Consider the following 4,380-nt stretch of genomic DNA (forward strand, 5'->3'; position numbering starts at 1 on the left):
GCGGTCGGCCAGGGCGGTCATCCGCTTGCCGGCCTCGTAGACGTTCCTGCCGTCCTCGAGGTAGCCCTCCTGGTCGAAGTGCATGATCTCGATCTTCTCGGTCTCCTTCATGTGTGTCCTCCCATCACATGTGCGCAATTCTATACATCGCGCTTCTTACTGATACCAATTATAGCCATACGATTGCTTGTTATTTAATACCAATCTAAACTCACGGAGATTTGCGGCAAACGGTCGGTTTCCTCACCCGAGTGGTATTACAACGCCAATAGTTGTCTATTTCGAGCGCTACTGCCAACGGGCTCCCCACAACTCGCCAGCTATAAAAGCGTTGCGCCAGACCCGCCCAAGCGTTTCCGGCGCAACCGCGCAGTTTAGTTATTCGGCCTCCATCTCCGCTGTCACACGGCGATACATCTCGATAACCTGAGTCGTCGCCTTGGACGGATCCTGATAGTAGCGGCCATCACACGTCTCGGCCGAGACATAGCCCGTATAGCCGTGGCGCATGAGTGCCTCGAGGTCGGCACGCATATCACGCTCGCCGTCGCCCCAGGCAAGATGCGTCGTGCCGCCGCCCACATCTACAAAGTGGGTGTGAACGATCTTGTTGCCCAAAACCTCAAAGTAGCCGTCTATCGTGTCGCCGGCAACTTCCATGGCGCCAAAGTCGATACAAGCCTTCAGGTTGGGGCGATCGACCGCCTCGAGGATGCGCGCCACATCCTGCGCAGTGTTGACCAGCACGGACTCCGACGGCTGCAGCGCCTCGAGCGCGACGCGAATACCGCGCGTGTCGGCGTAGTCGCACACCGAGCGCAGCATGGCAACGCTACGGGCCCAGGCGTCCTCAGCCGGCTCGTCCAGATAGGCCCAACCACTCGTCACCAGAATCTGCGGCGCGCCCAATTCAACGGCTACGTCGATCACATTCTTAAAGTACGAGAGGATGCGTTTTTGGCCCGCCTCGCCGCGCACCGCGACGTTCCACGGCTTGGGGTTGTTCTGCTCGGGGCACACGCACACGATCTTGATGCCGTACTGGGCGGCAAGATCGCGAATCTTATCCACCGATTCGTGCTCATGGCAATCCACATACAGGTGCATCGAGCCGGTCCACAGCTCGATATTGCGATAGCCGGCCTCACCTGCAGCCTTAAAAAACGTCTCGATGCTGTAGTAACGATGGTTGATGTTCATGAGCGAAAGCTCGGGTACGACCATAGCCCTCCCCTTTCGTACGGAGTTTTAAAAAACAGGGGGCCGCCGCAGATGCGACAAGCCCCCAAAGATCGACGCAACCGTTAGACGCGATGGAAGCGCGATTCGAACATATTAGGCAAGCACGCCAAAGTAAGCGCCGATGATGCCCACGACCATGGTGCAGAGGATCAGGACCATCGGGTTGATCTTCTTGGAGAGCAGCCAATAGTAGAGCCAGAAGGCGGCCATGCCGAGCATACCGGGCATGATACCGTCCAGGATGTCCTGGAGAGTCTGGGCGGTGTCGCCCTGACCGATAGCGACAGGCAACGAAGCCCAGAACATGTCCTTGCTCATGGCGCCGACGACCATGACGCCGACAATGCCGACGCAGGCCATGATCTTTTGCATCAGGCCGGTCTTCTGAGCCTCGTCGAGGAAGCCAATGCCTAGCTCATAACCCTTGATAGCGCCAAAGATACGAATCAGGAACGCCGGGATGTTGTAGACGAGCAGGAAGGCGATGGGGCCAAAGACGTTGCCGGCCTGGCACAGGCTGATGCCCACGGCAGCGGCGACGACGCGCAGGGTGGACAGGAAGAAGGAGTCACCCAGGCCGGAAAGCGGACCCATGAGGGCGGCCTTGATGTCGTTGACGCTCTCGGGCTCAACCTCGCCACGAGCGACTTTCTCCTCCATGGCCATCGCGATGCCACCCACGAAGGGAGCGAGCTGCGGGGTGATGTTGAAGAATGCGCTGTGACGGTGCAAGGCCTCGGCGTAATCATCGGGACGGCCGGCATAGATCTTCTTGAGCATGTTGGCGACCATCAGGCAGAAGGCAATGTTCATCTGCTTGTAGTAGGTCCAGGAGAATTCCATGCCCAGGGCGCCGGTGTTCACGGCGCTCTTAATGAGGTCGGAGCGAGTAATCTGGTTCTCGGAATTAGAAGTCATCGTCCTCATCCCCTTCCACAGAAAGCTGGGACTGGGCGCCACCAAGGCCCAGCAGGTCGTACTTGTCGATGCCGATGATGATTGCGATCAGGGCGACGCCGAGGACGGGCACGTTGGCATAGGAGCACAGCAGGAAGCCCAGGAAGTAGAACGGCACGAGCTGCTTGGTAAGCACCAGACGGCCGAGCATGGCGAAGCCCATGGCAGGCAGGATGTTGGCTGCGACGCCAAAGCCATCGAGGACGAACGTCGGGATGAAGTCGAGCAGGCCCTGAACGGCGTCGGCACCCAGATAGAAGGAGACCGAGCACAGGATAAAGGCCAGGACGACAATCACGAGACCGATAATCCAGTGCATAGCGTAGATACCCTTGAGGTTACCCTTGCTGGCAAAGACGTCGGCACGGTCGACCAGAAGGGGCATACCGGCGTTGACGACGTTCTTAATGGCCAGGCACAGAGTGGCGATGGGCATCGCGAGCGCGATAGCGGCCTCGGTGCTCTGACCCAGCTGAATAGCGAAGGCGCAGGCGAGCACACCGCCAATACACTCATCGGGCGGCACGTAAGCGCCGATGGAGATTGAGCCCATGAAGAGCAGCTCGAGGCTCGCACCGATGGCGAGGCCGGACTGCAGGTCCCCGAGGACTATGCCGACGAGCGGGCACAGAACGATCGGGCGGAACGCATAGAGCGTACCGAGCTGATAATCGAGCTTACCGAAGGCAGCGATAAGTCCGATAAGGATCGCTTGAACAAGCATTGTTCCTCCCTTTGATCCCTCTTGGATCCGCGCGGCGATTCCCGACTTGTCAGCGCGCCCTTTCCCATGCCGACAATCGTCCAGACAGATCCAGCTTGTACCGGTGTGCTGTTAACACCTAAACCGGTGCAAATGATTTAATACCAATTATATAGTCATGCGAAAACTATTTAATACCAATCGCTCAACGGGCAGGTACTCCCGGTGAACGGTAGATGGGGTAACGGGTAAAGCGTTTATCCGGTACGCCCACGGGCAGGGCGGCGCCGTACGCGCCGCCCCGTAGTTCCCAATTAGAGGGCGCTTAGAGCATCGACCTTGGGGTCGTCGGCCAGAGCGCGAATCTCGACCTCGATTCCGCGGCCGACGAGCTCGCGAATGTCCTCTTCCTCGGCAGCGGTCACAAAGATCTGACGGGAGATCTTACGGGCATCGGGACGCTGCTCATCCTTGGACTTGGTGTTGCCCAGGTTGATGGAGGTAATCTGCGGGCAGCCTTCGACAAGCTGCTTGGCCTCGGCGATGCTGGCGACGCAGATGATCATCTTGTACTTATCGGTGACACCGGAGTTGATAGCCTCGATGGCGTGCTCCATGTCCTTGATGACGAGCTTGGCGTTGGCCGGCTTTCCCATCTTGAGCGTGGTCTTCCAGACGGGATCGTTGGCAACCTTGTCGCCAACGCAGAAGATGCAGTCGGCGCCCAGGCCCTGGACCCAAGAGACGGCCACCTGGCCATGAAGCAGACGATGGTCGACGCGAACCAATTGAATCATGATTGACCCCCAAAGGTCTCATGCCGGAAACCCGGCCCCATTATTAGCAGGCGGTGACTAGAACTCTTCCTCGTCATCCGCATCGGTCAGCAGGTCGTTGACAAACTTGACGCGCGTGTCGTCAGCCGCGAGGATCTCGCGGATAACCTGGTCGGCGGGAGCCTCCTGGTCCGAGAAGAGCAGCTGGATCAGCAGCGGCAGATTCATGTTGGCAATCAGGTAGGTGTTGGGGCGCGTCTGGACGATCTTGGTGAACTCGTTGTTGACGCTGCCGCCAAACAGGTCGGTGCACACGATCACATCGTCGGCGGGATCGATAGTCGCCAGGAGCTTGGCGGCCTCCTCGGCGACGTCGGTGCGGCCGTCGACAAACATCGACAGATCGTGGACGTTATCGCGCGCGCCCGAGAGTAGCTCGGTGCTCTCCTTGATGCCGGTCGCAAAATGCGCGTGGCTGGCAAAGATGTATTGCCTCATTGCGGTTTCCCCCAAATAGAATTAGTAGTCGAACTGGTGGTAGTAGCGGCGGTACTTGAGGTTGTGCTTGGTGACCAGCTCGTAGTTGCGCGCGAGGCGGTCGGTGGTCAGCACGGACAGGATCCACGGCGACACGATGACGCGGAAGTCGTCGTCCAGGCCCGGGATCGCGTACTCGGCGGTGTCGATGATGACGTAGTCCTC

At 58.8% G+C, this 4,380-nt stretch carries 5 protein-coding genes and 1 pseudogene; all 6 read right to left on the reverse strand.

Annotated features, from left to right (window positions below; translation table 11 throughout):
* Positions 1–378: 378 nt before the first annotated feature.
* Positions 379–1,224 carry a sugar phosphate isomerase/epimerase family protein gene (locus ACTQ1S_RS09020; protein WP_441049359.1) on the reverse strand — a complete coding sequence of 282 codons (846 nt, stop codon included), beginning with the start codon at positions 1,222–1,224 and terminating at the stop codon, positions 379–381.
* 111 nt (positions 1,225–1,335) lie between these two features.
* A complete protein-coding gene (locus ACTQ1S_RS09025) occupies positions 1,336–2,169 on the reverse strand; it encodes a PTS system mannose/fructose/sorbose family transporter subunit IID (protein WP_441547540.1) in 834 nt (277 codons plus the stop codon).
* Entirely contained in the window at positions 2,150–2,923 is a 774-nt protein-coding gene (locus ACTQ1S_RS09030) for a PTS mannose/fructose/sorbose/N-acetylgalactosamine transporter subunit IIC (protein ID WP_006235882.1), read from the reverse strand. The genes ACTQ1S_RS09025 and ACTQ1S_RS09030 overlap by 20 nt, the downstream gene beginning before the upstream one ends.
* Before the next feature lie 293 nt (positions 2,924–3,216).
* A complete protein-coding gene (locus tag ACTQ1S_RS09035; RefSeq protein WP_441049353.1) occupies positions 3,217–3,699 on the reverse strand; it encodes a PTS sugar transporter subunit IIB in 483 nt (160 codons plus the stop codon).
* 57 nt (positions 3,700–3,756) lie between these two features.
* Positions 3,757–4,176, reverse strand: coding sequence for a PTS sugar transporter subunit IIA (locus tag ACTQ1S_RS09040; RefSeq protein ID WP_154515120.1), 420 nt, complete (start codon positions 4,174–4,176; stop codon positions 3,757–3,759).
* A gap of 21 nt (positions 4,177–4,197) precedes the next feature.
* A pseudogene (locus tag ACTQ1S_RS09045) lies at positions 4,198–4,380 on the reverse strand (SIS domain-containing protein); the annotation flags it as partial.

It is taken from the genome of Collinsella sp. LCP21S3_D3, assembly GCF_052118305.1.
GTDB lineage: Bacteria > Actinomycetota > Coriobacteriia > Coriobacteriales > Coriobacteriaceae > Collinsella.